At 56.9% G+C, this 24,739-nt stretch carries 23 protein-coding genes; 14 read left to right on the forward strand and 9 right to left on the reverse strand.

From position 1 onward, the window contains the following. The first annotated feature begins 5 nt into the window (after positions 1-5). Both ATI45_RS13685 and ATI45_RS13690 read left to right on the forward strand, forming a co-directional pair. Positions 6-1,664: a F0F1 ATP synthase subunit alpha gene (locus ATI45_RS13685; RefSeq protein ID WP_098420010.1), complete on the forward strand. Its 1,659-nt coding sequence runs from the start codon at positions 6-8 to the stop codon at positions 1,662-1,664. Further along, on the forward strand, positions 1,648-2,556 hold the full coding sequence (locus ATI45_RS13690) for a F0F1 ATP synthase subunit gamma (RefSeq protein WP_098420011.1): 909 nt from the start codon (positions 1,648-1,650) through the stop codon (positions 2,554-2,556). The genes ATI45_RS13685 and ATI45_RS13690 overlap by 17 nt, the downstream gene beginning before the upstream one ends. Here the strand turns inward: ATI45_RS13690 and ATI45_RS13695 are convergent. From ATI45_RS13695 to ATI45_RS13705, 3 genes are read right to left on the reverse strand one after another with little or no spacing between them, the layout of a single operon-like run. Then, positions 2,551-3,333: an SDR family oxidoreductase gene (locus tag ATI45_RS13695; RefSeq protein WP_098420012.1), complete on the reverse strand. Its 783-nt coding sequence runs from the start codon at positions 3,331-3,333 to the stop codon at positions 2,551-2,553. The genes ATI45_RS13690 and ATI45_RS13695 overlap by 6 nt on opposite strands. Further along, on the reverse strand, positions 3,320-5,488 hold the full coding sequence (locus tag ATI45_RS13700) for an AMP-binding protein (RefSeq protein ID WP_098420013.1): 2,169 nt from the start codon (positions 5,486-5,488) through the stop codon (positions 3,320-3,322). Before ATI45_RS13700 ends, ATI45_RS13695 begins: the two co-directional genes overlap by 14 nt. Then, positions 5,472-6,209: a thermostable hemolysin gene (locus ATI45_RS13705; RefSeq protein WP_228706026.1), complete on the reverse strand. Its 738-nt coding sequence runs from the start codon at positions 6,207-6,209 to the stop codon at positions 5,472-5,474. The genes ATI45_RS13700 and ATI45_RS13705 overlap by 17 nt, the downstream gene beginning before the upstream one ends. Positions 6,210-6,360: 151 nt before the next feature. On the opposite strand from ATI45_RS13705, the gene ATI45_RS13710 reads away from it, so the two are divergent. Together ATI45_RS13710 and ATI45_RS13715 are read left to right on the forward strand one after the other, a co-directional pair. Continuing rightward, positions 6,361-7,047, forward strand: coding sequence for a response regulator transcription factor (locus ATI45_RS13710; RefSeq protein ID WP_098420015.1), 687 nt, complete (start codon positions 6,361-6,363; stop codon positions 7,045-7,047). Beyond that, the gene (locus ATI45_RS13715) at positions 7,038-8,453 is read left to right on the forward strand and encodes an ATP-binding protein (RefSeq protein ID WP_098420017.1); all 1,416 of its coding nucleotides are present in this window, start codon (positions 7,038-7,040) and stop codon (positions 8,451-8,453) included. The genes ATI45_RS13710 and ATI45_RS13715 overlap by 10 nt, the downstream gene beginning before the upstream one ends. 70 nt (positions 8,454-8,523) lie before the next feature. On the opposite strand, the gene bluB is transcribed toward ATI45_RS13715, so the two are convergent. Next, the gene (gene bluB / locus ATI45_RS13720; protein ID WP_098420018.1) at positions 8,524-9,222 is read right to left on the reverse strand and encodes a 5,6-dimethylbenzimidazole synthase; all 699 of its coding nucleotides are present in this window, start codon (positions 9,220-9,222) and stop codon (positions 8,524-8,526) included. 70 nt (positions 9,223-9,292) lie between these two features. Next, complete coding sequence (locus tag ATI45_RS13725) at positions 9,293-9,955, reverse strand: proton-conducting transporter membrane subunit (protein ID WP_228735976.1); 663 nt, start codon at positions 9,953-9,955, stop codon at positions 9,293-9,295. Between the two features lie 300 nt (positions 9,956-10,255). Here ATI45_RS13725 and ATI45_RS22730 point away from each other — a divergent pair, with 300 nt between their 5' ends. From ATI45_RS22730 to ATI45_RS13770, 10 genes are all read left to right on the forward strand, one after another. Beyond that, positions 10,256-10,594 carry a F0F1 ATP synthase subunit gamma gene (locus ATI45_RS22730; RefSeq protein ID WP_228706029.1) on the forward strand — a complete coding sequence of 113 codons (339 nt, stop codon included), beginning with the start codon at positions 10,256-10,258 and terminating at the stop codon, positions 10,592-10,594. 86 nt (positions 10,595-10,680) lie between these two features. Beyond that, positions 10,681-11,367, forward strand: coding sequence for a hypothetical protein (locus ATI45_RS13735; RefSeq protein ID WP_098420020.1), 687 nt, complete (start codon positions 10,681-10,683; stop codon positions 11,365-11,367). Further along, on the forward strand, positions 11,364-12,290 hold the full coding sequence (locus tag ATI45_RS13740) for a hypothetical protein (RefSeq protein WP_098420021.1): 927 nt from the start codon (positions 11,364-11,366) through the stop codon (positions 12,288-12,290). Before ATI45_RS13735 ends, ATI45_RS13740 begins: the two co-directional genes overlap by 4 nt. A gap of 13 nt (positions 12,291-12,303) precedes the next feature. Next, a complete protein-coding gene (locus ATI45_RS13745) occupies positions 12,304-13,431 on the forward strand; it encodes a hypothetical protein (RefSeq protein WP_179888065.1) in 1,128 nt (375 codons plus the stop codon). Continuing rightward, a complete protein-coding gene (locus ATI45_RS13750) occupies positions 13,428-14,810 on the forward strand; it encodes a hypothetical protein (RefSeq protein WP_098420022.1) in 1,383 nt (460 codons plus the stop codon). The genes ATI45_RS13745 and ATI45_RS13750 overlap by 4 nt, the downstream gene beginning before the upstream one ends. A gap of 10 nt (positions 14,811-14,820) precedes the next feature. Next, the gene (locus ATI45_RS22735) at positions 14,821-15,639 is read left to right on the forward strand and encodes a hypothetical protein (protein ID WP_228735977.1); all 819 of its coding nucleotides are present in this window, start codon (positions 14,821-14,823) and stop codon (positions 15,637-15,639) included. Positions 15,640-15,669: 30 nt separating this feature from the next. Then, positions 15,670-16,101, forward strand: a complete 432-nt coding sequence (locus ATI45_RS22740; RefSeq protein ID WP_228735978.1) for a hypothetical protein — start codon at positions 15,670-15,672, stop codon at positions 16,099-16,101. Positions 16,102-16,142: 41 nt separating this feature from the next. After that, positions 16,143-16,820, forward strand: a complete 678-nt coding sequence (locus tag ATI45_RS13760) for a hypothetical protein (protein ID WP_098420024.1) — start codon at positions 16,143-16,145, stop codon at positions 16,818-16,820. Beyond that, complete coding sequence (locus tag ATI45_RS13765; RefSeq protein ID WP_098420025.1) at positions 16,783-17,916, forward strand: transglycosylase SLT domain-containing protein; 1,134 nt, start codon at positions 16,783-16,785, stop codon at positions 17,914-17,916. The genes ATI45_RS13760 and ATI45_RS13765 overlap by 38 nt, the downstream gene beginning before the upstream one ends. After that, positions 17,913-18,503 carry a hypothetical protein gene (locus tag ATI45_RS13770; protein ID WP_098420026.1) on the forward strand — a complete coding sequence of 197 codons (591 nt, stop codon included), beginning with the start codon at positions 17,913-17,915 and terminating at the stop codon, positions 18,501-18,503. Before ATI45_RS13765 ends, ATI45_RS13770 begins: the two co-directional genes overlap by 4 nt. 64 nt (positions 18,504-18,567) lie before the next feature. Here the strand turns inward: ATI45_RS13770 and ATI45_RS13775 are convergent, their stop codons facing one another. The 4 genes from ATI45_RS13775 to ATI45_RS13785 are packed head-to-tail and all read right to left on the reverse strand — an operon-like array spanning position 18,568 to position 24,735. Continuing rightward, positions 18,568-20,046 (reverse strand): cobyric acid synthase, encoded by a 1,479-nt coding sequence (locus ATI45_RS13775; protein WP_098420027.1) that lies wholly within the window; start codon positions 20,044-20,046, stop codon positions 18,568-18,570. A 3-nt stretch (positions 20,047-20,049) separates the two neighbouring features. Further along, positions 20,050-20,661 carry a cob(I)yrinic acid a,c-diamide adenosyltransferase gene (cobO, locus tag ATI45_RS13780; protein WP_098420029.1) on the reverse strand — a complete coding sequence of 204 codons (612 nt, stop codon included), beginning with the start codon at positions 20,659-20,661 and terminating at the stop codon, positions 20,050-20,052. A 53-nt stretch (positions 20,662-20,714) separates the two neighbouring features. After that, entirely contained in the window at positions 20,715-21,413 is a 699-nt protein-coding gene (locus ATI45_RS22745) for a cobaltochelatase subunit CobN (protein WP_267284061.1), read from the reverse strand. Next, on the reverse strand, positions 21,397-24,735 hold the full coding sequence (locus tag ATI45_RS13785) for a cobaltochelatase subunit CobN (protein WP_228735980.1): 3,339 nt from the start codon (positions 24,733-24,735) through the stop codon (positions 21,397-21,399). Before ATI45_RS13785 ends, ATI45_RS22745 begins: the two co-directional genes overlap by 17 nt. Between the last annotated feature and the right edge of the window lie 4 nt (positions 24,736-24,739).

Raw genomic sequence — 24,739 nt, forward strand, 5'->3', positions numbered from 1 at the left:
TCCCTATGAGCGATAGAGACAGCAGCAGCGACATCAACAACGTCAACACCAGCCAAGCGCAAAACCCTGCCAGCGCGCAGCCTAAGGCTCAGAGCCAGGATCAGGACCAGAATCAGGATTTCGAACAGCAGTTCCAGCGCTGGCAGCAAGACCTGCTGGCCACACCAACACCCGCACCGGTGCTGACCGAGGTGGGTCGCGTTATTGAGGTGGGCGATGGCGTAGCCATAGTGACCGGCCTGGCTCGCGCCCTGGCGGATGAGTTGCTGATATTTGCGTCAGGTGTGCGCGGTATAGTGCTGGACCTTGAGCCCGGCCGGCTGGGCGTTATTTTGCTGGGGCCATCGGAACACATCCGCCTTGGCGAAGACGTGCGGCGCACCTGTAAGGTGATCAGCGTGCCCGTTGGCCCCGCCCTGTTGGGCCGTGTTGTGGATGCCGTCGGCCTTCCCCGCGACGGCCTTGGGGCCATCGCGGCGGTCGCCGAGCACCCGGTGGAGGCCGAAGCACCGGGTGTATTAAGCCGCTCGGCCATCTTCAAGCCGCTGGCCACCGGCATCAAAGCCATAGACGCCGCCGTGCCGGTGGGCCTGGGCCAGCGCGAACTGATCATCGGTGATCGCCAAACCGGCAAGACCTCCATCGCTGTGGACACCATGCTCAACCAGATACGGTCCGACGTGATTTGTATCTACTGCGCCATCGGTCAGCGCGGCGACGCTGTGTCACGGGTTATCGGCGCGCTTAAAAAAGGCGACATGATGGCCCGCAGCATTGTGATATCGACAGGCGATGAGGAAACACCGGGCCTGGCCTACATCGCCCCCTACGCCGCTATGACCATGGCGGAGTATTTTTGCGATCAGGGCCGCGATGTATTGATTATATTTGATGATCTGACCCACCACGCCCGCTCCTATCGCGAATTGTCGTTATTGCTGCGCCGGCCACCGGGGCGTGAGGCGTTCCCGGGTGACATCTTCTACGTTCACGCCCGCCTGCTGGAACGGGCGGGCCAGTTTACCGAAGAGGTGGGCGGTGGCTCTATTACCGCTCTCCCAGTGGTAGAAACCCAGGCCGAGAACCTGTCTGCGTATATTCCCACCAACCTGATTTCCATCACCGATGGCCAGATTTATCTGTCGCCGCAGCTGGTGCAGAAAAACCAGTTTCCGGCGGTGCATCAGGGGCTGTCGGTGTCCCGTGTGGGCAGCAAGGCTCAGAGCCGGGCCCTGCGCAAGGTCGCCGGCAACCTGCGGGTTACCCTGTCGCAATTTGAAGAACTGGAAGACTTTGCCCGCTTTGGCACGCGGCTGGATGACGCGACCCGCGCCCGCCTGAAACGCGGTGCAGCGGTACGCAACTCTCTGCGCCAGGCCGAGCGCGACCCGATGCCGGCGGTTGAGCAACTTGCGGTACTGATTGCGGCTATGGAAGGCTTACTTGACGGCCTGGAAGAGCAGCCACTGGTAGATGCCATGCAGCACATCCGCGCGCTGGCCAAGAAGCAGTTACATGAGATTGAACAGCGCATAGCAGACGACAAAGAGTTACGGCCAGAAGACAGCGAGCGGGTGATCACTATGGTTCGCTCGGCCTTGGAAACTGATTCGGAGACTGATTTTCAGGCTGATTTGGAGGCAAGGAATGGCCCAATCTCTTGAAGCACTGGAGCGCCACAGCGACACGCTGACCAGCATTCGTGGCATTGTGCACACCATGAAAACTCTGTCTGCCATCAACGCCTCGCCCTACGAGCGCGCAGCCCGCTCCATAGAGGCCTACCACCAGACTATTTTGCAGGGCTTTGCGGCGTTTGCCTACCGTACCGGTGGGCTTAGCCTGCAACAGGACGCCAGCGCCGAACAGCTGATCGTGGTGTTTGGCACCGACCACGGCCTGTGCGGCAACTACAACGAAAGCCTGGCGCAGCTGGTGAAGCAGCACCAGAACGCCCAAAGCGCCGGCAAGCAGCGCCTACTGTGCATTGGCGCACAAATGCAGGATGCCCTCACCGATCAGGACTTGAAACCGGAAGCCACGTTACTACCGCCCGCCTCCGCCGATGGCATTGGCCGCTTGGCCGGCGACATTGTCACCCGCATTGACGCTCTCAGCCGTGGCCAGTCCCTGTTAGGCGTCGGCGTGACCCTGGCGTTCACCCAGCGCGGTGAACACGGCACCCGCGGACCGGTCACCCGGCGCCTGCTGCCACTGGAACCGGCGCTGTTACACAGCACCAAGCGCTGGAACTCCCGGGCGCTGCCGGATTACACCATGGCTGCCAACGCGCTGCTGTCGTCGCTGATTCGCAGCCACATCTTTGCCAGCGTATTTCGCGCCTCGGCCGAAGCCATGGTGACTGAAAACGCTGCGCGCCTGGCGCTGATGCAACAGGCCGAGCAGTCGGTGGATGAACGCATTGAAGTTGTAACGGGAGATTTGCGCTCTGTGCGCCAGACCGAAATTACCAACGAACTGATGGATGTGATTATTGGCTTTGAGGCACTGAAAAAAAAGCCGAAAAAACGAAGCCAGCCGCCCATTACCTCATGACGCAACCTTTGCATTAAGAAAACGCCGAATCACCGGCAGCTGCTTGAGCATCGCTTTATCAACAATGCGCGGCAGTATCCCGTTAATCACCACAAACAATTTCTCGGGCCAGCCAAGGAACCGGCGGCGATCGCCATTTTCCATCGCTTTCAGAATGGCGGTTGCCACCGCTTGGGGCGTATCCACGCTGTTACCAAGGGCACGATTCAACTCGTTTACGGCTTCCGCATTCATGTCGGTGGCAGTAGCTCTGGGCGCCACGTACACCACCTGAACAGCGGTATCCGCCAACTCACGGCGCAAGGCTTCGGTAAACCCCCGCAGGCCAAACTTGGTGGCGCAATAGGCGGTATAACCGGGAAAGCCTATGCTGCCAAAGGTCGACCCCACAAACACCATCGCGCCGCTGCCCGCCTTCTCGAATCTGGGGGCGAAATGCCTGGCCACCAGCATGGCCGAACGCAGGTTCACGTTAAGCTGGGCATCAAGCTCTTCAACCGACATCTTCGCCAGCCCGGCAAAGCGATTCTGGCCGGCGCAATGGATCACGCCGTCGATCTCCGGGTAGGCCTCCGTCAGGCGCGCCAACTGTTGGTCCAGATCGACAGCCGCCAGGTCCAGACGCACCGGCGATACACCTTCCAAATGGCCGATACGTTCCGGGTGGCGGGAGGCTACGATGACACGGCTGCCTGCCCGAACCAGCGGCTCCACCAGCGCCTTGCCAATACCTCCGGTTCCTCCCAACAGCAGAAAAACCCGATCATGCAGCTTCATGCTGTTTCTCCTTGCGCGTGACCGGCAGCGGAATGCTGTGCAACATATCGCCGTAGAGCCGGTATACCACGCGTGCAGAATCAATAATGGCCTGCTGATCGGCCGGGTCGGTAATGCCGTCCATCAGGTTGCGGAAAAACTCGAAGTGGTCCTGATCGAGAGCGCCGTGGGAGTACAGATAACTGAACGCCTGATTCGGAAGCCCAAGGAGTTTCTGAATCTGCTCGGCCAGCGGCGTGGCCAGCTCTACTGAGGTGCCTTCAAGCACTTGAACCATGCCAAAGAACGCCGCCGGATTGCCCCGGTTAATCTGGTCGTACAGGTACGCCACCATAAGCTCTATGGACACATCCGGCTTGCCCGTGCGAATCGCTTCCTTGTCGGCGTTGCAGGCGTCCAGATCATTCAGTATCCACTCGTCGTGGCCGTACTCCTCGTCAATGTATTCAACCAGCGCCTTGCGAACGAACTCCATCCGCGAGGGCAGTTTTGCGCCACAAGCCATCATTAACGGCACCGTGTGCTTAACATGGTGAAAGGCCTGGGTCAGAAACCAGGTATAGGACTCCAGGCTGAAACAGCCTTCGCCAATCGCTTTCACAACCGGTGCGCCGCTAACGTGGGCCCTTGCCTGTGCGGTTTCCTGCTGCAATCTGTCAAAAAATGCCATGTGGAATTCTCCTGCCTGGTTGGCTAACGATGTCGACATAGATAAAGGAAAGGCTTTTGCCAACAGGGTCGGCAGATGGGCCTGAATGGTTAACCGCACCGGGCGGCCATTTGCGGTGATGTGACCTTCGGACTGGCTCAGGGGCTGGCGGCGGATATACACCGTGGCCAGGCGGGCGTAATCCGGTAGGCGTTGATTGATTTGCCGCAATGTGCCGGCAAGGTGGTCTGGCGAGCGCCCGTCTGTCACCGTTATCAGTGCCATTGGCTGGGGCTCACCATCGCCGAACACTACGGCCTGGCGAATGCCCAGGCCCTGAACAAGCTCACTTTCCAGCCACTCCGGGCTGATATTACGGCCGAAGCTGGTGATCAGCAGATTCTTCGAACGGCCATTGACCGTCAAAAAACCATCCGAGCTGAGCGCGCCCAGGTCGCCGGTATCCAGCCACTCGTCCTGCTCTGGATCGTCGCCCAAATAGCCCAGATGGGTGTTACCGCGAACCAGAATGTGGCCGTCAGAATCCACCTTGATATCGATATGCGACAGGGGTTTACCTACGCTGCCCTCGCACTCGGAAGCCGGCACGTTCAACGCCACCACAGAGCTACACTCCGACAAGCCATAACCTTCGTACAGTGGCAGGCCAGCAGCGCGGCCACGGGCCAGCAACTCGGCAGATACCCGGCCACCGCCAACGGCCATAAAACGCAATGAGCGGCTGTTCAGCTGCCCCCGTTCGGCGGCACTGACCAGCGCCATCGCCAGCTCTGGCACCGAAATCAGCGATTGGGGTTGGTGTTGATTGATTCCCGCAACCAGCTTGCCCAGGTTCAAGCCGCTGCTGCCGGTCATGCCCAACTGCGCCAACGGCTCCACCATGACCGTAGCGCCCATAAGCAACGGCAGGTAAACACCGGCAATATTCTCCAAAAGGGTCGCCAAGGGCAGAATGCACAAATGCGTTTGTAATTCGACACCCGACAGCCGTTCTTTCAGGGCCAAAGTCGTTGCGGTCATCTGCGCCACCGACAGGCACACACCTTTGGGGGTGCCGGTACTGCCGGAAGTGAAGGTGATTTTCGCCGTGTCTTTAGGTATCGGCGGCGCTGCAACAACCGGCAGCGGTTGCAGCCAGACGCCGTGGCACAGGGGCTCGCTGCCGCCCACCTCTTCGCTGAACAGCAAACTGTCCAGGCCCGCCCGTTCAATCAGGTGAGCGGTCTGGGATTCAGAGAAGAACACAGGTACAGGCACGGAAACCGCGCCGGCCAACAGGCAGGCAAGATCGGCCAGTACCCAGGCAATGGTGTTGTCGCCGCACACACCGGCACGCTTTACACCCCGTGCGCTCAGCTGTTCGGCCACCACTTCTGCCGCCTGCATCATCTGCTGATAGCTGAACTCGGCCTCCGGCCCACGCAAGGCAATACGTGACGGGTGCGCCATTACCTGACGTTTGAGCAGTTCAGGCAAGGCGGCCATAAGCATCCTCCTGCTGCAAGCTGTCAGAACCGTCTGAGCTGTAAGAACCGTCTGAACCGATGTCTGATAACGCCGGCTGAATTCGCCGTAACATGCCCACCTGCTGCAAAGCAGCGAGGCTATCGGCCACTTTGATGGCCATCACCACGGGTTGATGATCGTAATAGCGGCCCCAACCGGCGCCACCATCGGGCAAACTCGCCGGGTTCGCATTGGCCAGCACCTGGGTGGCAATCCCCATTCGGTGAAAACTGTTACGCAGCTGATCGGTGCCGGTACACACCACCCAGTCATAACCCGCGCCCTGCAGCCACACTGTCAATGAGGCAAACAAGTGTCTGCTGACACCGGCTTCTACACCGGCCAGGTGGGCAATCTCTGCAATTTTGCTGCGCGCAATACCCGCCAACGGCATAACCGATTCGACCGGTACAGACAGGTAGTCTTCAAGAAATAAACGTTCCCGGGCCGCGCTCCGAACACCCACTGCGGCCAGCAGCGTGCCTTGAGCCGAGGTCAACGCCAGCAATAGCGGTATCCGCAACGAAGGTTCGGCCCCATAGGCCTGCAAAAACCGCCGCCGGATAAATTCTGCAACCGTAGCCGCCAGTACGGTATCGGGTGTAATCTCGCTCAACCAGCGCCCGGCGCAACGAAGGGCCGGAACCAGCTCCGGCGAATCCGGTGGGCAGTGTATGGACATTGTAAGTGGGTCGCTCATTCGCATTCTCCGACAGCTCCTGGGCAGGGTGCCCGACATCGTGATCCATCAGATTAACCAGCAAGCCTTAACCCAGCCTTAAGCTCTGGCACCAGAATTCTTAAACGGGCCTTAAGGTTTTGACGTTTTTTCCCAATACGGATTCCGCTTGATGCGCATACTACTGGTAGAAGACGACCACCTTTTGGGCAGCACCATGCTGGACATGCTGAGGGCAGACCAGCACACCGTAGACTGGCTGGACGATGGCCAGCAGGCGTTGAATGCCCTGGTGGATGAGCATTTTGACCTGGCCATACTGGATTTAACCCTGCCCAGGGTAGACGGCCTTGATATCGTTCGACATACCCGGCAACAGGGCAATCAGCTGCCCATTATCATTCTGACCGCCAGGGCTGAACTTGAGGAAAAACTGCAGGGCCTGGATGCAGGCGCAGACGATTACCTGACCAAACCCTTTGCCATGGCCGAGCTCAAGGCCCGAATTCGGGCCGTTACTCGCCGCAGATCAGCCACAAACCGGGACGAACTGATTGTGGGCCAGCTAACACTGGACCCGGCTTCGGCCCAGCTAACCTGCGGCAAAGACACCGCAACCCTGCCGCGCAGCGAGTTTCAAATTCTTCAATACATGATGCGTCACCCTGATCAGGTTGCCACCCGCAGGCGCTTGGAAGAGCAGCTCTATGGCTGGGAACCGGGCGCAGAGAGCAATGCCTTGGAAGTGCACATTCACCATCTGCGGCGTCGGGTAGGCAAGGCCACCATCAGAACGATCCGCGGCGTCGGGTATTTGCTGGACAGCCAGGCAGCCTCCGGAGTGCCGGAATGTCTCTGACTCGCACCCTCACGCTGTTGGTTACCTCAACGGTACTGTTGATTGCTCTGATCGCCGCCGCCTGGAGTTACGTTGAAAGCAATCACGAGCTGGAGGAGCTTTTTGATGCCGAACTGGCGCAAAGCACGCGCATTGTGCAGGGGCTGGTTCGCCACCTGGCAGACACCCGGTCGATGGAGCAGCTACCGCAAACCCTGCGCGAAACACTGACGCTGTCTATTGCTGAAGACCTTGACCCGGAAGCAGACGGTGACGAAATACTGCCCGGTGGTGCAGGGCACAAGTACGAGAAGAAACTGGCCTTTGAAGTCTGGACGCCCGACCGCGTGCCCCTGTTGGATACGCTCAACGCCGATGACGCCGGGGTTTTGGCCCCGGGCTACTCGTGGACCGAATCCCAGGGCTATCGCTGGCGGGTGTTCACACTGAAAGACGCGGCCACGGGCTTTTGGATCCGCACCGCCCAGCGCGAAGAAATTCGTGAGGAGCTGAGCCAGGAACTGGCCCTGGGTAACGTTCTGCCCTTACTCCTCGCGTTGCCGTTACTGCTGTTGGCTGCCAGCGCCGCCATTCGAATCGGTCTTCGCCCCCTGCTAAGGCTGGAGCGCCCTATCCGCAATATGGCGCCGGAACGGATTCACCCCCTTGATGACCGGCAGGCGCCGAAGGAAGTTTCAGGGCTGGTACAAGCTGTGAACAGTATGCTGAAGCGGCTAAACCAGGCTCTGGAACGGGAAAGACGCTTTTCAGCCGATGCCGCCCATGAACTGCGGACACCGTTGGCAGCCTTGCGACTGAATCTTGAAAAAGCCTGTGACAGCAATCCGCAGCAATTCAACACCCTGATCCAGTCTGTTGACCGAATGACTCATTTAGTAGAGCAGATGCTGTTACTGAACCGGGTCGACTCGGGGGCCGATTTTTCACCGCAGTACCATAATCTGTCTGAGATACTCGAGCAGAGTATTGCCGATGTGGCACCGCTGGCGCTAAAAAAGAATATTGAACCTGTATTACAGGACGATGCGGGCGAAGCCCTGGTGTGTTGCCATGACGCCCTGCTCAACACGTTGATGCGATCCCTGCTGGCCAACGCGATTCAATACAGCCCGCAGCACACGGTGCTGGAAACCCGTCTGGTACCCTCCGCAGACGGCTATCACATCACCGTTTGCGATCAGGGCCCTGGCATTGCGACTGCGGACCGGGAACGGGCGCTTAGCCGTTTCGTGCGGCTTGACCAAAGGATTGGTGGCGGCGCGGGGTTGGGATTGGCCATTGCGCGGCGAATTGCGGAACTCCACGGCGGACAACTCATCCTGAACGCACGACCCGATGGCCAGTCCGGGCTCTGTGTCAGCCTTTGGCTGCCAGCGCGCACGGCGCTTTGCAATAGTACAGAATAGTACGGAATAGTTCGGCAACGGTAAGCAGCAGTGCTGAGCTGCAACGGTGAGCGTTAAGCGAAACCGGGCTTTAAGATTTCAACGCATTCAAGAGCGTTTCATCGTCCAGCGGCTGCCCCCAGCGATTGCTGTGCATCAGTTCGGTCAGGGGCAGGCGCGAACGCCAGCCTTTTGCCTGAAGCTCGGGCTGATCCAGAAACTCGCTGACGTAGCCAAGGCACAAATAAGCCAGCGGATACACGTTATCCGGCAGGTTCAGAATGCCTGCAAGTGTGGTTTGATCAACAATGCTCACCCAGCCTACACCGATGCCTTCTGCCCGCGCCGCCAGCCATAAGTTCTGTACCGCCAGGCACGTGCTAAACAAATCCATCTCTACAATGGAACTGCGCCCCAGTACATGGGTGCCGCCACGGCTGCGACCGCAGGTAATGCAGAGGTTTAAAGGGCTTTCGACAATGCCCTGCAACTTCAGGCTGCGATAGGTGTCCTGTCGCTCTCCACTATAATTGTCCGCGGCTTTGGCGTTTTCTTCGTGGTAGCTGGCCAACACCTTCTGGCGCACGTCCAGGCTGTCGATCAGAATAAAATCCCAGGGCTGCATAAACCCCACCGACGGCGCATGGTGCGCAGCTTTCAACAGCCGGGCCAGTACCGGCCGGGGGATGGGGTCTGGCAAAAACTGGGAACGGACGTCGCGGCGCTCAAAAATAGCGCGATACAGGCCAGCGCGTTCTTCGTCCGTGAAAGGCCGATTGGGATCACTCATGGCTGCCCCGTCGGCCCAGGCGTAGTCGCCGCTGCTTTCAGCCCCAGCAAGTCGCGCAGCCAGTCCGTATTCAGGTGTTGCTCCACCTGGTCCGCCAGCCATGAAACGGCAACTGAGCGCACTTGAGCAGCGCCGCAACGGCCATCAGAACCGCTGCAAACTGCGCCGCAGCCGGAATAGCATCGGCCCCTGCTGCAGCGGCAAGAATCTGGTCGATAAAGAGGGTGTTGTACTGGAAATACAGCAACGCAAACCCGAGCACGAGGCAAAGCTCCGCGAGTCTCGCAAAAATGAACTTTTTATGAGCCGCCAAGGCGGCCCTGGGCCTGTCCGGGAAGAACATCAGCAGCTGGTGAAGACTGATGCTGATCACAATCCAACTGGCGAGAAAAACCAGCAGGTGATTGGTTGTAACGATCAGAGAAACTGCTCCCAGTATGATCTGTAACCAGACTATAAAACGCCTCTGCCCCGGATCACCCGCAAGATACCTCATGGAGAACCGGGCCAGCGGCGCCAGATTCAGCCAGCTCACGGACCCCGGCAAAAGCCAGCCGCTCATGGCACCTGCCAAGGCTGCGACAAAGGCAAGATTGCAAATCAAGGGGCTTTTAAGGAGGCTCCCAGGGGAGCTGTTAAGGGGTATTTTCATTGAGCTGGTGACCGGTCCAATAAAGTAGAGCAGCGGTACCAGAATCAAAAACAACGGTTCGATCATCTTAACATCGACCATTCATTGGGCCTTGGAATCGGATAGTAGTTAGATGGCTCTAGTATCAGAATCTTTTATCGTAAACAAAAATAGTTATTTAAGATCCTTATGTTCTTCTAAAGAGAACGGTTAATCGCCTTTCATATCAGGACTTGAAACCAGAGGCCACGTTACTACCGCCCGCCTCCGCCGATGGCATTGGCTGCTTGGCCGGCGATATTGTCAGCCGCATTGACGCGGCCAGTCCCTGTTAGGCGTCGGCGTGACCCTGGCGTTCACCCTGCGCGGTGAACACGGCACCCGGAACCCGTCACCCGGCGTTTGCTGCCACTGGAACCGGCACTGTTACAAAGCACCAAGCGCTGGAACTCCCGGGCGCTGCCGGATTACACCGTGGCCGCCGACGCCCTGCTGTCGTCGCTGATTCGCAGCCACATCTTTGCCAGTGTATTTCGCGCCTCGGCCGAAGCCATGGTGACTGAAAACGCTGCGCGCCTGGCGCTGATGCAACAGGCCGAGCAGTCGGTGGATGAGCGTATTGACGTTGTAACGGGAGATTTGCGCTCGGTACGGCAGACCGAGATCACCAACGAATTGATGGACGTGATTATTGGTTTTGAGGCACTGAAGAAGAAACAACGCACTCTAAAAATAATGTAGCCAAAATTTACATTTTTTGACATTTCCCACGTGAATTTTTTGTTATGATCCGGTAAATAAAATTTATAGAGTTCATAGGAAAAAAAATGAATAAATGGATTGCAATTTCTTTCGCCACTGTAGCTATTTCTGGCTGTGCTACTTTTAATGGTGAACAGGCCGCCACCATGGACCGCGAGCAACATATCGCAGAACTGTCCCAAGAGATCGAAACGGTTGGATTCAACCGGGTTGAAATTCAGCCAGGCGTCGATGAATTTCTCAATTTGAGTGCCTCTTTGCTTGAACGGCAGCATTCGGTCATGGGGGAATATCGAACCGTAACGGCCAACTATGTAGATGTTCAAGGTTTTATTGAAGCTAACAAGAACGCCACGTATGAAGAATTCGAGGCAGAACTCATAGCATTTGACGCAGGAGCAACATCTGAGGAAGGCAAAATTGGCCCTAAAATCAAAGCCTACGAAGATGCTGTTGCTAACATCTCCGAGCAAAACGCAGGTCTTGGGCTAGAAGTCGCGGCGAACCTCCTCAAAGCTACCATTATCCTCAAGGACAACGCGCAAATAGTGGGAATTGCCACAGGTGTCAAAGCAGCCGGCAGCTTGTTCGGTGGCTCAGATAAAACAGCTGATAACGATTTGGGCCTCGCCCTTCTTCGTGCCAAAGATCAACTGTCTCTTGCTTACGATGCCAACAAAATCATTTCTCTTGAGCAAGAAACCATAGAGCAGATCAACGAATTTCAGGAAGAGCTTGAAAACAAGGCATGAAATTGATCTGCACTAGGGCGATGATTGTTTTCATCGCCCTTTTTTATATGTTCGCTCTTCCGGCACATGCGGCGCAGAAGCCTGCTTGGATTTTTGAGGCACCACAGTCGGGCCCCAGCTTGCAGTCAGTGGGCTCCGGCAACACCGTAGCCGAAGCTCGCCAAGTTGCTTTAGGCAACATCTTGCTGCAAGTCAGCCAGACTCTACAAGCCAATACCCGTTCAATCATCGAAAGCCATAATGGCGTTGCCAACACTCAGTTTCAGCAAAAGGCTCAGGGTAAGTCACTGAACCTGGATATCAGCCAGACGAAGATTGCCCGCCAATGGCGAGACCCGGACACTAGCGATGTTTACCTACAGATTGCCGTTGCCAAAACGGATCTTGTTCGAGCACTGGAAGACCGGTTAGCAAAGATGGCAGTGCTGCGGTTCCCAGACACATCCAGCCAAACCGATCAGCTGTTGTGGGCGTTAAAACACCTCGAGTCACTTGACCTTGGCCTGCGTTTGGATCGGGCATTGACCGCGCTCGGAGCAGGGCAGCCCGATACTCGGGCACACCTAGTCGGTAATCAGAAAAAAGCCATGTCGATCTGGCAGACCGCCGGCGTGCGAATTATCGCCAAGCAGTCCTTGGCCTCTATATCAAACCTGATCCGCCAGCGCCTGCCCACATCCACGAATACGGCTCTTTGGCTGCAACTCAACCAACAAACGTATCACCGTTTGGCCAACGGACGAACAGAAATCAAGAAGGTGCTTTCCATAAACCTGAAGCAACCGCACTCTCCTTTCACCAGCTACTACCAGCGCGAAGTGGTGGCCCTTGCCGCAGGCCCGGACCGCAGTTCTGCCGCGTTGGCCGCCGAACAGGCGCTGGCCGACAAGCTTAACCAACCGCTAGCCAACTGGCTTTTTTAACAGGGATACCGTAATGAGAAAGTTTGCCCAAGTTACCGTTATTGGACTTACGGTCACTATGCTGACTGCCTGTCAAAGCGGCCCCGCCCGCCAGACCTCTGACACCATAGTCAGCAACCGTGCATCTAATGTCACAATTGCCCGCAGTGCATATAATTTCGAGGATGCGGACATCAAGGTACCGGCCTACTTCGACACCCAAGGCTTGCAGAAATGCAGCTTTGAACAGGCCAACGAAAATGACGGCTGCCCTCTGAAGAAGCCCATTGTGCGAATGTTTTTTGGCGGCACAGATGTCGGCGGCGAAGGCCAAGGCGTGGATGCACTGCGGGCTTACGATGACACGCAGTTACTGTTCATGTTGGAAAGTCAGTTTGCTGGCATCAACCGCTTCCGGATTGTTACCCGCGATGACGATGTTATCGCCGAGGAACAACAGATTTTTCTCGAACAGCAGGGCGCTCTCGCTACCGCTGAGCGCAATGACGGGCAGAGGGCTCTCAAGCCTGACTTCATTGTTAAATTGAACACCCTTAGAACCGTCAAAAGCGAGGGCAGCATTACCGGCTGGATGGACTACACTCTGGAAATAACCACCGCGATTTTGAATCCGTCCACCCGGGAACTGATGTCCTACCCAAACCTGGGCAAAATTCGGGTCAAGTCCGAGGATGTTCGCGAGCGCAGCGAACTGAAGTACGTCATGGTGAACAACCGCTACACTACGGGTTTCCGCTACCACGATGCCGCCCATGTCAACGCTGTTATCAATGACATGACATCACGGGGTGTTGATATCCTGCTGACTCGCATGCTCTCAGAAATGCCGGCCACCGCTCAGGTACAAGGCATCAAGGGCAACCAGATCAGCCTGGACCGCGGCCAAAACGCCGGTGTTCTACCCAATGAAACCATGATTATCTTTCAATACGAGGCCGGTTTTGTCGAGCCGATTGGCGTGGCTCACGTTAACCCGTCCCGCAACAGTGCCGCCGGCGAAATGATTCTCTGGAAAAAAAGCCGGGTGGCAAACGATGTTGAAGATCAGGCGGCCGATGGTATTTTCCGCCCGCGCAACGGCGCCAAAATCTTTGCCGTTTCGGTAGGCACACCGGCTGGCTTTTTGGAGTCCCGTACATGAGGCTAAAACGTGTCCTGTTACCGGCATTGTTGCTGGCCTGCAGCAATGCAATGGCCCTGCCCACATTTATGACCAGCGGCGACCTGTCTGTAGATGGTTGCGCCTATGGCCGGGGCACCATGGCAGTGGATGATGCCACAGCCAATGCCTTACAGGAACTTGCCAGTTTTCTGAGCTCTCCCAAGCTGTTTACCGAAAGCACCGCCAACGAAGAGTTGGACACGGCAACCTCCACCTGGCTGCAGGAACTCCGCGACATGTCTGTGGAAGGCCTGCAACTGCAACGGATGCCGGTGACAACTTCCAGCCCGAGAATTCAGGGCAATGACACCTGCGTCACCGTTACCTTAGTTCGAGGCACCTTGCCCGGCAACCAAAGTAACGGTGACAGCGGACGTTGGGAGTCTGGCACACCGGAAGTTACCGTTACGGTGACCGGTGAAGGCTGGCCTGACAAAAGCCGCAGCCTAACAGCACGCAACCAAGCAGAACTGGACGCCCTAAAACGGGCGGTATCGCAGGTTGTCGGAGTATGGCTAACGCAACAGCGGGCGCAATTTTCAACCATGGAAGAGCGAGCGTCTGGTAGCAGCAGCTCTATCGCCCTAAACGATATGATCTCCCAGCAGCTTTACACTCGCTCGGAAGGGCTGGTAAAAGAATGGAAAACGCTTAATTTCCGAGACCTTGAGAACGGTGGCATAGAAGTGACCATTCAGGCCGTGGTGGAAAAGCAACTTTTGGCTACTGCGGCCAACGACGTGCTCACCGCCATTGGCTCGCCCCGTGTTGCCGTAGTAGGTCCGCAAGCCGTAGCCGGCCCACTAAAAGCCTGGCTCAATACAAACGGCGTGGAAGTCAGTCAAAGCGCCAGTTTGCGCATTGTGGCGAATGCCCAACTAAAAGCCAGAGGCAACACCCGCCGTCTGGCTTTAACAGTCACCGTCGAAGATCTTTCCGGTCAGCAATACGGGCTTTGGCGCAACGATCCCAGCCTGCTGGCTTTGCCTGCTTCGGATACCGTTCAGACCGACTTGATTGACGTCCATTTAGCCTTGCCAGCGCAACAAAAAAGCCTGCGAGCAGAGCTTCAACAAGCCTTCCAGTCCATGGTGGCTCAAGGCGGCCTGCTACGGGAAATTCGTTTGCGAAAAGGTTTGCTGCGTGAGCCCGACAAACTTCAGGCCTTGCTGGCCACGCTCGGTGGTGCCCGCGATGTGGCCGTCAGTTCCAACGGCAATTATCATCAAGCCAGCCTTCGTTATGCCGGTGCCACTGGCGACCTTGTCAGTGCCATTCGTCAATCACTTCGACCTATTGCGGCCGAACCTCTGCCCCAAGCCAATATTTCTAATGGCTACGAAATTACATTTAATTAAGGAAAGATGAATGAAACGTTCCGTATTCGGACTAGCACTGTTTCTATCCCTGCCGGTTGCCGCACAGGATTTCGACCTTACTGACATGGCACCAGCCCGCCCCGGCGGCACGGTAGACACTGCGGGTGTCTCCAGCGAAGGTGACATGGTGCTGGCAGAAAGCGATCAGCAGGGTGTTGCAGTAGCACACCAGCAACTGATGGACAGTAACAGCGACGGGATCAAATTGATTCAGGTTGGCAGTGGCATCGGCATTTTGTCCACCGGTAGCACGAGCTACCAGACCTACGACAATCTGAACGCAACCCTGCTTTCGAAGCGTGGCGCTTACACCCAGGCAGCCTTAATTGCCAAAAAGCAGCTGATCGAGAACATAACGGGCCTGCAACAAACTTGTGAAAACGCTGCCCAATCTACTATTGATGTCATCGACACCGGCTCAGACAGCGTCGGCAACACCCAGACGTCGCTGCGGGAAAACTGTGCCGAAACGGTCAAGGGCGCACTTTCCGGCTACGTAACCTTCGATGTGTACGACAATACTGACGATAAGGAAGTTCGAGTCAGCCTGATCTCAACACCAAAAACACGGGCTCAAATTCGCAGCAACCGGGGCGCGGTATCAGTCACCTCTGACCCCAACGCAATCTTTAAAGAAGTTGTTGCAGACATCAACCGTGGCGTGCTGCCACCCGTCGGCGCCAAGGTATTAACCCACGCCGATTCCGGTGAAGTGGTTCTGATGGGCTACGGGTCAGCGATTATTCGCAATAACAGTAATAAGCAGATCGCCCGTAAACTTAAAGATGCCGCTAAGCGCCAATCATAAACTCGCGCCCGCTCCGCTCTGTTAGCCACCATGCAGGGCGAAGAAGTGTACTGGGAAGGCGGCTTTAACGAAAAACAAATAGAAGGTAGCCAGCAGTTCGAATACGTGGATCCCAGCCTGCAAGACCCGGCTGAAGTCAAAATATTGGACCAAGAACGTAACTCTTTCCTGAATCAAATGAAGATGTCTGATGTATATGGATCAGTGACCAAAGGCCAACTGCCACCGGGGGTATCTACGCGTAGCTTCGGCAGCAAAGATGGATATTGGATGTATACCGTTGCCGTGTACGCCCCTACTCTAGAAGCCACCGCTCGCGAAGCCGGCCGGGAGATGCAGGGTAAGGCAGCTGCTAAGCCCAGCGACACCGGCCGTAATATCAGTATTCACAACGGCCTCAATGAGAACTCCGCGAACCCTAGTGGTGCGTCAGGCCAGGTCTCTAACTCCGACTCACTGTGAAGCGCATCACTCTAGCTTGCGCTTTGGTGGGGCTGGGATGTATGTCCCAGCCTACCCTGGCCGGCATCGCTCTGAACCAGTTTGACACCCACTATTCCGAAGGGGAGGCCGCCGTTCGCCCCCAGCGGGATTTCCCAGATTCGTTGCTTCACCAAGCTTGCCGACGCGTATTAACCGGCCCGGCAAGGCTTGAAGTTCGTGACCGCCTGGCAGAAAAAATGCAGCTGACGCTGCCTGAAGATACAGGCTTTATTGTCGCCGACATTACAGACTATCGTTCTTGGATCAAGGACAAATGGCTGCATTGCACCGGTACCGTGACCGTCAAAGATTGGCCACAGAACCTGGCGGGTCTGGCCATTCGTGTGGCTTGGTACCATGCCGACCAGAATGAGCTGGAGCCTCTTCGCCCGCTGTTGAAACTGGCTCTGGAGCATTCCGCCACCACTGCCGATGCCGTGGCCTTGATCGCACACCTGGCACCAATGGAACAACAGCTGAATTACCTGGACGCCAACCTGAAGCCTGAACAGCTGACGATGCCTGCCTCAATAAAGGCCGTTGCTGAAATCTGGCTGCAACAGAAGCGCTGGGAGGAAATCATCCGCCTGACTGAACGCTGCGACACCCTCGCTTGTCGTCGGTTACAGCTCGACGCTAAAGAACAGAAGGAAATAGAAGATGCTGAAAAAGTGGATGATTTGTCTAGCTATTTTTAGCCTGAGCGGCACCGCCGTTGCCGATGATAGCGCAGAATTCGAAGCGTTTTTGCAGCAGCAGGATACAGAATTCGATATATTCCAAACTCAACGCCAACAGGAATTCGAGACTTTTGTAAAACGCTGGCAAGAAGCCGAACAGGCCTACCGCGAAAAAGTCGCCAGCCAATGGGATGACCCGGAACTGAGCGGCAAAACCCGGCTAGTGCAGTACTCGGACGACTTGAAGCAGCGCACCGTGGTGGATTATGAAGCAAATACCATCACTGTGGAATTGAATCAGGACCAGGCCGACACCGATATTCAGCAGGTAGTTGCGCAACAACTGAACCAACTGGGTAACGCCACTGTTGCTGAAACGGCCAGCCAAGACCCAGTGCTGATCAATGCCCGTGTTGCCATCGACTCTCGCAGCCAGAACCAGGTGCCTCACCGAAAGCTTGTGCCCGGGCTTGCCGGAACCGAACAACAAGCCCTGCGTAACGTGAAAATTACCCGCGACGGAGGCAAGGTAAAAGCAACGGTACAGATGACTGGCCGCAACACCCAGGAGAAGATTGAAGAAATCTTGCCCGTAGTGCAGCAAAACGCCAAGAAATGGGGTGTACCACCTGCGCTGATCCTCGCCATCGTACACACAGAGTCTAGTTTCAATCCTTTGGCGCGATCGCACATTCCCGCCTTTGGCCTGATGCAGATTGTCCCTGTTTCGGCTGGCAAAGATGTTTCCAAGGAACTCTATGGCAGCCAGCGGTTGCTCTCGCCAGATTACCTTTACGACCCCGAAAAAAATATACAAGCCGGCAGCGTTTACCTGTATTTGCTGTTGAACCGGTACTTCAAAAATGTGGTGCAGGGTGAAAGCCGCTTTTATATGGCGGTCTCTGCCTACAATACGGGCCCCGGCAACGTAGCCAGGGCCATGAGCAATACAACCCGACTGTCCGCCGCAAGCAACGCCGCAAATCAGTTAAGCCCAACCGAGGTTTACCAGCGCCTACAGCAGAACCTGCCAGCGCAAGAAACCCGAAACTATCTCACCAAAGTGACCAAGCGTTACGCCCAATATCAAACACACCTGGAGTCACAACCATGATGCTGAAAAAAAGCCTGCTGGCCCTGTCACTGGGCGCCCTGCTCAGCGCCTGTGCGTCTGCGCCTGAGTCAAGTGCCATCGATACTACCCGCGAAGTCACCGGCAACCCGCTGGACAACGCGCCATCTTGGGTGTTTTTACCAAAATCCGACAAAGGCCTGGCCGCATCTTCCTGCGTAGAATGGACCGGCAATATGTCTATTGACCGCCCCCACTCCATCGCCAATGCTCGCGCAGACCTGGCCCAGCAAATTAACATTAAAGCCAGCGTTCTGGACAAACTGTACAACCGCAAGCTTCAAACCGAAGGAAAGTCTGATGTGGGCTCTACCTTTGAACAGGTATCCAAACAAATCGCCAGCGAATCTCTGGCCAACTCCACGCCGGAAGAAATCTCGCTGGCCACGCTTGATGGCAAGAAGTACCTGTGCACACTGGTTGTTCTGAGCCAGAGCGAAAATACGTTTGATGACCTTGTTGAAGGTTCTGGCCGCCAACTGGACCCACAGTCCAAGGCCGCCCTGTATGAAGAATTCCGAGCGCAAAAGGCCATGAAAGATCTGGAAAAAGAGTTGGAATCGCTGTAACTACAGCCAGCAAGAATGCCTGATGGCGAAGGTGGGAACACCTTCGCCATCAGGCACGCGTTATTCATAACCCCAAAATGTCGCGCAACCAGTCTGTATCCAGATGTTGCTCCACCTGATCCGCCAGCCGGTCAAGCTGGGCCAGACGATGCTGCTGATAGTCAACCGCTACACCTGAGTGGTCCAACCCCGCCCATTGCAACAGGGCTTCACAAGCCCCGGGCTCATCAAAAATCCCGTGCACATAGGTGCCCGCTACCTGTCCGTCGGCACTGACAGCACCTTCATTGTGGCCGTTCATCTGACCCAGCGGGCGCGCCAGAGCTGCGCCTTCGCTCACGCCGTTGTGCATTTCGTAGCCGCTGAAAACGACCTCTGATTGTTCAGAATGCGGGTCTGGCATGGCGAGAGTTCCACGGACGTTTTTGAGCTGCTTGCCGGCCACCATAGTGGTGGTCATGGCCAGCAGGCCAAGGCATTCAGTTTTGCCACTGCTGCCTTCCAGCCCGTCGGGATCGTTCACGCGCTCACCCAGCATTTGAAAACCACCACAAATGCCAAACACTTTGCCGCCGTAACGCAGATGTTTTTGGATGGCCTGCGTCCAGCCCTGAGCGTGAAGAAAGGCCATATCGGTGCGGGTGCTTTTGCTGCCGGGCAGAATAATCAGATCAGCCGCAGGAATGGGTTGGTCCGGGCCGATGAACTGCAGATTCACCCCTGAATGCAGGCGCAGGGGGTCAAAATCGTTGTGGTTACTGATGCGCGGCAGCACTGGCACAATCACGTTCAACGCGCCGGCTTCGCTGGTACCGCTGGTACCGCTGGTGCCAATGCTGTCTTCGGAATCCACAATCAGGCCGTGAAGATAGGGCAGTACGCCGATCACCGGTTTGCCCGTGCGTTCGGTCAGCCAGTCCAGGCCCGGTTCCAGCAAGGCAATATCGCCGCGAAAGCGGTTGATGATAAAACCTTTTGTGCGGTTCTGTTCGCTGGCGGAAAGCAACTCCAGAGTGCCTACCAGCTGAGCAAACACACCACCCCGGTCGATATCGCCCACCAACAGCACCGGGCAATCTGCCGCTTCGGCAAAGCCCATATTGGCGATGTCGTTGGCGCGCAGGTTGATTTCAGCGGGGCTGCCGGCGCCTTCGGCGATGATCACATCATAGCGTTGGCTAAGCGCACGCCAGGCGGCCATCACCGCCACCATGGCCTCGGCTTTGTAGGCGTGATAATCCAGCGCGTCCATATTGCCGTGCACTTGGCCGCGCAGAATCACCTGGGCGCCGCAGTCGCTTTGTGGCTTCAGCAATACCGGGTTCATATCACTGTGGGGTTCAAGGCCGCACGCCAGCGCCTGCAGTGCGGTCGAACGGCCAATTTCACCGCCGTCTATGGTCACCGCGCTGTTCAAAGCCATATTCTGCGGCTTGAACGGCGCCACCGACACACCCTGGCGCGCCAGCCAGCGGCACAGAGCCGCCACCACGGTGGTTTTGCCGGCGTCAGATGTGGTGCCCTGAATCATCAGTGTGACCATAATCTACAACTCAACGCCCTTTTGGGCTTTGATGCCCTGATCTTTGAATGCGTGCTTCACTACGCCCATTTCAGTCACGGTATCGGCCAGGTCAATCAGTTCCTGCGGCGCGTTGCGGCCGGTAACCACGACGTGCTGCATCTCAGGCCGGCCTTGAAGATCGTCCAGTACCCGATCCAGATCAATGTATTCGTACTTCAGCGCAATATTCAGTTCATCCAGCAAAATCATGTCGTAGCTTTCGTCTTTCAGCATGACCGCAACAATTTCCCAGGCAGCTGTGGCAGAGGCCACATCCTGTTCCCGGTTTTGAGTTTCCCAAGTGTAGCCCTGCCCCATCACGTGATAATCGACGTTAGGCAGATTGCGGAAAAAGGCTTCTTCGCCGGTGCTGAAGGCGCCTTTGATAAACTGCACCACACCCACTTTCATGCCGTGGCCCAGGGCGCGGGCAACCATGCCAAAGCCGGAGCTGCTTTTGCCTTTACCCGGGCCCGTCAGCACCAGCAAGACACCTTGCTCTTTCTGGGCGCGGGCAATGCCTTCGTGCATCATTTTCTGCTTGGCCGCCATACGGCGGGCGTGGCGTTCGGGGTCTTTAGCGCGTTCACGCATTTAATGGTTCCTTCTCAGTTAACGGATGAAAGGGCTGGCCCAGGCCAGATTCACTAACGGCAGCGTGAGCGCGTCAGGATCCCCGATGTCTGGCAGTCATCGTTCGCCGCACGCACGGACGGATACGCCGCGGTGCCGCCCTTACGGGCAGAACCGAAAGCTTCCCGCTGTTGCGGATCCAACTGACCTGCCACCCAGTCCATCAACGGATGGTCAGGACGGGTGTGGCCGCTTCCGGGCAGGCCATGGTTGATAATATTGTTGGCGAAATCACTTAATAGCGGTTTCAGGGTGAAGATATCCACCTTCCAGAACCCACGTTTGGCTGCTAGCAGAGCGATCGCCTGCATATGCGTCTTGACGTGGACATTGTGACCCTCACCCAGAAAGTCATCCAGGCCAAGCCCGTGGCGATCCTGAAAATACACGTCATTAACCTCATCCCAAACGCTTGAGCGAATCACCTGCGGGCTGGTTATCTGCCAGCCCCAGAGGTTATCCAGAAAATCGCTGCCCATGGTGCGGGCACCGGCATAACCATGCTCCATTAACGGTGCCAGCCACTGCGGATTCAAATTGCGGGCGCGAAGTTCAACCTGCAACGCGCGCTGAAGTGAATCGACACGCGGGTTCTTTGGATCCTCATACTGCAAAACCCGATTTTCCGGCGGTTCACCCCGCAGATGCTCCACTGCGTTGGAGAGGCCGCCCTGAAAGTCGAAACCGTCGTCGTTATCAAGCAGGCCGTACAAATGGCTTGACCGGCCCAGATAGGTTTTGTCTACGGTAGGCTGCCTGTGTACCGGCGGCGCGCCCCGACTGCCCGGCCGCCAGCAGAACCCGGACATCGGCAACCCAGCGCGCGGCCACGCCATTGGTTGCAAGCGATTCAATGCCGCGCTCACGCAGGGCCACCGGTAATACCGACAGTGCCTGATCAAGGGCAGGCGCCAAATCAGGATGTTTTTGGGCAATCGTATTGGCGGCACCCGCCAGTGCGTAACGAGAGGCAAGGTCCAGCCATTCCAACTTGCTACCGTAAAGATCCCGGAAAAGCCCGGACGTGGTAAAAACCACATTGCGCCGCACCGGGTTATCGGTGCCCGGCCCGGCCGGCAGCCGCTCCAGGCCGTTAACAATACCCCGACTGTTCCAAACCGGCCGGATACCCATAAGTTTCAGACCGAAAGCGATCATCACGCCTTCGTCGCGCACCGTATCTGAAGCCCAGAGAACCAACGCATCACTTTCATCACGCTGTCGGGTACCGGTTTTTTCTGCCTTTGCGACCAGTTCCTCAGCCAGCGACCACGCAACTCGTGTTGGAATCAGGTCGTCCGACAAGGCATGGAAATTTCGCCCGGTGGGCAGAACCTCGGGGGTTCGTAACGGATCATTGCCTTGCCCTGGTGCCACAAAACGACCATTGAGCACATTCAGCCAGCTCTTGCGTTCCGCCGCCGGCGAACCGGCCAGCTTCTGTCGCCAATCCGGGTTTGGTTTACCGGAGTCGCCTGCCATTGAGGTCAGCATGGTATCCAACATCTCAGGGGTCCAGTCCTGACCAAACACGTGCAGGCCCAGGGGCATGTAATGCTCTTGTATGCTGGTCACATAATGCCCGGCTTCGTGAACCAGCAATTCCGGCGACAACTCATCGACCGAGACCTCGTCGGCCGCAAGACCCATTTCACTGGCAATTTCATGTTCGATATCTTCGGCGATATCCAGTTCGGCAATTTTTTCCCGAAGCAACGCCAGCGCTCGCTCCCGGGTGGGGCTGTCGGGTTCGGTGGCAGACTGCCAGGTCTCCACTAACTGCCTTACTTCAAGCAAATTGTCGTACAGTTCGGTGGCCGCCAGAGGCGGCGTCAAATGGCTGATCATCACGCCCAGTGCCCGGCGCTTAGCCTGTATGCCCTCGCCAACGCCGTCCACAATGTAGGGGTAGATCAGCGGCAAGTCGCCACCCAGAAGATCCGGATAATCGTCCTCGGTCAGGCCCGCACGCCGCCGTGGCAGAAACTCACGGGTGGAATGCCGCCCCACATACACCAGCGCATCGGCCTTATAGTGATCCCTCAGCCAATGATAGAAACCCACGTATTGATGCGTTGGCGGAAAGGTGGTGTTGGCGTGAAGCAGCTCTTCATTCACCTCCCAGCCTCTTGGCGGCTGTGGCCCAATAAAGATGTTCCCGAACCGCAGACCGGGGAAAATCAGGCGATCATTCACCACCATCGACCGCCCTGGCGCCTCACCCCAACCCTTCAATCCTGGAAGGTCAGTATCGGTTAGTGCCACTCGCAGAGCATTCAGCTCGTTCTTATGGCCGCCTTCTTTCAGCCGGCGGATCCATAATGTTTCGTAGTCATCAAGACGGGCCAGGGCTGTGGGTCGATTGGGATGCTTCACATTTTCGATCAAATGCCGAAGGTCCCTCACGCCCCGGTCCAAAATACCCAAGGCCAGGCCCTGTTCAGCAAGTTGATGGGCCTGTTCGAGACGTTCATGAAGATACCCGGTAGGACCATGAACCATTTCCTGCTGCACGACGCCGGGCAGAGACTGCAGATAACCCCGGTAAGTCTCCGCGCTCATTGATGGTACCTCACCGGCCATTTCCTGCAGCGCGCGCGGGTCATCCGGCAAGCTGACGCCACGCTGCTGAATCAGGTCGAGTAAGGCTTCCGGGCTGTCCGGCAGGGTGCCGGTGTTGTAACCCTCAGCTTGCAACCAGGTCAGCATTTCAAACAGTGAGGCCGGCACGTCCAGATTGTCCGCCCCTACATTCTGGCGCCCCGGGGGATGATTGTAGTAAAGGATCGCCACCCGCTTGTCAGCGTTCGCTTTGGTTTGCAGCACCTGCCAGCGGCTAAGACGGTCGGCCAGCGCTTGAACGCGGTTTGGCACCGGTTGTGTCAGCGTGAGTGCAACACCTGTCAGCGAATCAATCACCTCTGGCTCCGCCGTTGCCAGCACCATAGGCTGGCTGACGCCCTGAAGTTCCGGCATAGCCAGCTTGTAATGCACTTTGTCGGCGGGAATCCCGTCAACGGATAATTGCCACTGATTACGGGTTCGGGAAGCCAGCCTGAGCCCTTTGATCACCGGGACGTTGAGGCGAATGAGCTCCTGCGTTACCTGCAGACGGCCCTCGCCACCACCGATGGTAAAATCCTGCAGGCTGACAATGCCCGCCAGCGTCGCCGGCTGAATCGTTGCTTCCAGGGCGCTTAGGGCATCAAGGCTGGCACCGCCCCAGCGGGAGAGAATAGCGAAGCATTGCAGGTCCCGGGCTTTAAGGGCTGCACACATATCGTTCAGCAAATCCCGGTCGCCGGGCCGATCACCGCTATCAAGATCGAGAATCGCCACCACAGGGCCGTCTGCCAGCTCTAATCGGGACGCGTCAGCGTTGGCTTCACCGTTCTGATAATAGCGGATGCTGGCACGGGGTTCGGGCTTTTCATAATCCATATCATGACCCGCGCGGGCCAACAGCCAACGCATCAGACCATCAAGGTGCTGTGGCGTTCTGCCCTGATAGAAGGCCCTGCCCTCCAGCCAGGCGGCCTGGTCCGGAAATGCCGCCTGCCGGTCTGCCAAATCATCACTGGCGTCAACACCCGCCGCTGGCGCAGCCACCAGCATTCTGAGCCCGGCATCGTCCAGCGACGCCAATGGCTGGTGACCATTAATCTGCGATAGCCGAGAGATACGCCAATCACTGTTGATACCCAACACGGGCATCTGCCTTGCGGCGTCATCCGCAACTGCTTGCTCTATTAGCATTGCAAGACGGTTAACCTGGTCGCCAAATACCGCCGCCAACACCAGTGCATCTGCGCTCTCAAGCAGTTCAAACACGTGTTCATCGCTCTGGACGGCAAGCTGTGCCGGGGTTCGTAACACCACTTGATGACCAGGGTTTCGATCCAGAAAGCGATGGGCGCCTGCGGCCATTTCCGCCGCTGAACGCTCCGAAACAAACCCCATAACAGTGGCAGCCATCAGCGGCGGAGCCGAAACTGACATCGTCAGGGCGATCAAAAAAGTCTTCAAATATCGCATCAGC

This window comes from Marinobacter sp. LV10MA510-1 (assembly GCF_002563885.1).
GTDB lineage: Bacteria > Pseudomonadota > Gammaproteobacteria > Pseudomonadales > Oleiphilaceae > Marinobacter.

Coding starts and splice junctions, on each gene's coding strand:
- ATI45_RS13685 (WP_098420010.1), top strand. CDS start 6: ATGAGCGATAGAGACAGCAGCAGCGACATCAACAACGTCAACACCAGC.
- ATI45_RS13690 (WP_098420011.1), top strand. CDS start 1,648: ATGGCCCAATCTCTTGAAGCACTGGAGCGCCACAGCGACACGCTGACC.
- ATI45_RS13695 (WP_098420012.1), bottom strand. CDS start 3,333: ATGAAGCTGCATGATCGGGTTTTTCTGCTGTTGGGAGGAACCGGAGGT.
- ATI45_RS13700 (WP_098420013.1), bottom strand. CDS start 5,488: ATGGCCGCCTTGCCTGAACTGCTCAAACGTCAGGTAATGGCGCACCCG.
- ATI45_RS13705 (WP_228706026.1), bottom strand. CDS start 6,209: ATGAGCGACCCACTTACAATGTCCATACACTGCCCACCGGATTCGCCG.
- ATI45_RS13710 (WP_098420015.1), top strand. CDS start 6,361: ATGCGCATACTACTGGTAGAAGACGACCACCTTTTGGGCAGCACCATG.
- ATI45_RS13715 (WP_098420017.1), top strand. CDS start 7,038: ATGTCTCTGACTCGCACCCTCACGCTGTTGGTTACCTCAACGGTACTG.
- bluB (WP_098420018.1), bottom strand. CDS start 9,222: ATGAGTGATCCCAATCGGCCTTTCACGGACGAAGAACGCGCTGGCCTG.
- ATI45_RS13725 (WP_228735976.1), bottom strand. CDS start 9,955: ATGGTCGATGTTAAGATGATCGAACCGTTGTTTTTGATTCTGGTACCG.
- ATI45_RS13735 (WP_098420020.1), top strand. CDS start 10,681: ATGAATAAATGGATTGCAATTTCTTTCGCCACTGTAGCTATTTCTGGC.
- ATI45_RS13740 (WP_098420021.1), top strand. CDS start 11,364: ATGAAATTGATCTGCACTAGGGCGATGATTGTTTTCATCGCCCTTTTT.
- ATI45_RS13745 (WP_179888065.1), top strand. CDS start 12,304: ATGAGAAAGTTTGCCCAAGTTACCGTTATTGGACTTACGGTCACTATG.
- ATI45_RS13750 (WP_098420022.1), top strand. CDS start 13,428: ATGAGGCTAAAACGTGTCCTGTTACCGGCATTGTTGCTGGCCTGCAGC.
- ATI45_RS22735 (WP_228735977.1), top strand. CDS start 14,821: ATGAAACGTTCCGTATTCGGACTAGCACTGTTTCTATCCCTGCCGGTT.
- ATI45_RS22740 (WP_228735978.1), top strand. CDS start 15,670: ATGCAGGGCGAAGAAGTGTACTGGGAAGGCGGCTTTAACGAAAAACAA.
- ATI45_RS13760 (WP_098420024.1), top strand. CDS start 16,143: ATGTCCCAGCCTACCCTGGCCGGCATCGCTCTGAACCAGTTTGACACC.
- ATI45_RS13765 (WP_098420025.1), top strand. CDS start 16,783: ATGCTGAAAAAGTGGATGATTTGTCTAGCTATTTTTAGCCTGAGCGGC.
- ATI45_RS13770 (WP_098420026.1), top strand. CDS start 17,913: ATGATGCTGAAAAAAAGCCTGCTGGCCCTGTCACTGGGCGCCCTGCTC.
- ATI45_RS13775 (WP_098420027.1), bottom strand. CDS start 20,046: ATGGTCACACTGATGATTCAGGGCACCACATCTGACGCCGGCAAAACC.
- cobO (WP_098420029.1), bottom strand. CDS start 20,661: ATGCGTGAACGCGCTAAAGACCCCGAACGCCACGCCCGCCGTATGGCG.
- ATI45_RS13785 (WP_228735980.1), bottom strand. CDS start 24,735: ATGCGATATTTGAAGACTTTTTTGATCGCCCTGACGATGTCAGTTTCG.